Here is a 2,022-nt window from a genome sequence, read left to right as displayed (position 1 = left end):
GGGCTTGTCTTGCGCCAGGCGAAGCCTGGTGAAGGGGGATGCCATGTAGCGACATGACGGAAACCTTCTCTGCGACCCAGCAGGTGAGAGTCCTGACCGGCCAAGGAGGACCGACCAGCCGGAACCGAGTGTTGCGTGGTGCGGGGGCGACCCCGGCTGCGAAGCGTACACAGGGAGCCTTGCAGGCCGCGTGATCGAGCCACGATATCCGTAAGCATCGCGGAAGCCGACGCTGTGACAAGAGCGGAAGGCACCACCGCGGGCGCCGGGACGGTCCCGGGCGTCCGGGGTTCCGCCGGGGTCGGAGAGCGGGGCATGCGGGCAGGGGTCGCCCAGGAACCTGGGAGGTCTCGTCGTCTCCGCCCGAGGCTGCGGCATGGACGGCCGCCATAAACAACGTCCCGGCCCCGGGGACGGCCCATCCCCGGGGAGCGAACAGGGCGCACGAGGCGGTACCGCCAAGCGAAGGAGAACGAAGCGCGGCGGGACGGGCGGCGAGAAGTCGGAGTCCGCGGATAGTACCGGCGAGGTCGGGGAACCCGCCCCAGGGGACCCGGCGGAGGGAAGCGGCGGACCGGGCTGTGGGGCTTTCGGAGGGAAAGATGGACGGACCGCCGAGTTCGGTGAACATCTCAACGCGACAAGGAAAGCTGGCGGAACTGGCTCGGATCGAGCCGAAGCTGGAACTGATGACGGTGGCGCACCACGTCGACATGGCGTGGCTGCGCGAGGCCTACCGGCGCACGCGCAAGGACGGCGCGGCGGGTGTGGACGGCGTGACGGCGGCGCAGTACGAGGCCGGCCTGGACGCGAACCTGTCGGGACTTCTCGACCGGTTCAAGTCGGGCCGGTACCGGGCGCCGCCGGTGCGGCGGGTGCACATCCCGAAGCCGGGCAAGGCGGGGAAGACGAGGCCGCTGGGCATCCCGACGCTGGAGGACAAGGTTCTGCAGCGTGCGGTGCTGATGGCGCTGGAGCCGATCTTCGAGCAGGACTTTCTGGACTGCTCGTACGGGTTCCGGCCCGGACGCGGCCCGCACATGGCGCTGGAGGCGCTGTGGCACGGGCTGATGGGCCTGGGCGGCGGCTGGGTGATCGATCTGGACATCCGGAGCTTCTTCGACGAGGTGGACCGGGGCTGGCTGAGGGACTTTCTGGGCCGACGGGTGCGCGACCGGACGATCCGGCGCGCGGTCGGCAAGTGGTTGAACGCCGGGGTCATGGAGGACGGCGCGGTGCGCCGTTCCGACCGGGGCACGCCGCAGGGCGGGGTGATCTCGCCGCTGCTGAGCAATCTCCACCTGCATCACGTTCTGGACCTGTGGTTCGAGCGGGACGTCAAGCCGTGCCTTCGCGGTCGCGCCTTCGCGGTGCGGTTCGCGGACGACGCGGTGCTGGCGTTCGAGCGGGAGGAGGACGCGAGGCGGGTGTTTGCGGTGTTGGGGAAGCGGTTCGCGAAGTACGGACTGCGCCTGCATCCGGAGAAGACCCGGCTGGTGGACTTCCGCAGTCCGTCCCGGCGGAAGCCGGGCGGCACGCAGCGCGGGCGCAGCTTCGCGCTGCTGGGGTTCACGCACCACTGGGGGCGCTCCCGCGAGGGGCGCTGGGTTGTGAAGCGCAAGACGGCGAAGGACCGGCTGACGCGCGCGATGCGCGCGGTCGGCGACTGGTGCCGCCGGAACCGCCACCAGCCGGTGGCGGTGCAGTGGGCGGCGCTGCGGCGGAAGCTGCTGGGCCACTACGCCTACTACGGCATCACCGGCAACTACCGGGCGCTGGGGCGGTTCCACTGGTGGGTCCGCGCGACGTGGTACAAGTGGCTTTGCCGCCGCTCGCCGCGCGCGCGGATGACCTGGGACCGCTTCCTGCGGCTGTGCCGCCGTTGCCCGCTTCCCCGACCGCGAATCGTGCAGAGCATCTATCGCGCGGCTACACCATAGCCCGAGGAGCCGGATGCGCGAATCGCGCACGTCCGGATCTGTGGGAGCCGGGGGCGGGCGACCGCCCTCGGCCACCCGGCCC

1 protein-coding gene is annotated in these 2,022 nt (G+C 71.0%); it reads left to right on the top strand.

The window, feature by feature from the left end; all coding sequences use genetic code 11:
- Nucleotides 1–602: 602 nt before the first annotated feature.
- Nucleotides 603–1,940, top strand: a complete 1,338-nt coding sequence (gene ltrA, locus OXM58_13675) for a group II intron reverse transcriptase/maturase (protein MDE0149414.1) — start codon at nucleotides 603–605, stop codon at nucleotides 1,938–1,940.
- The last annotated feature ends 82 nt before the right edge of the window (nucleotides 1,941–2,022 follow it).

It is taken from the genome of Rhodospirillaceae bacterium, from assembly GCA_028819475.1.
Taxonomy (GTDB): domain Bacteria; phylum Pseudomonadota; class Alphaproteobacteria; order Bin65; family Bin65; genus Bin65.
Note: the sequence above shows the minus strand (reverse complement) of the source record. Positions and strands in the feature narration are given on the sequence as shown.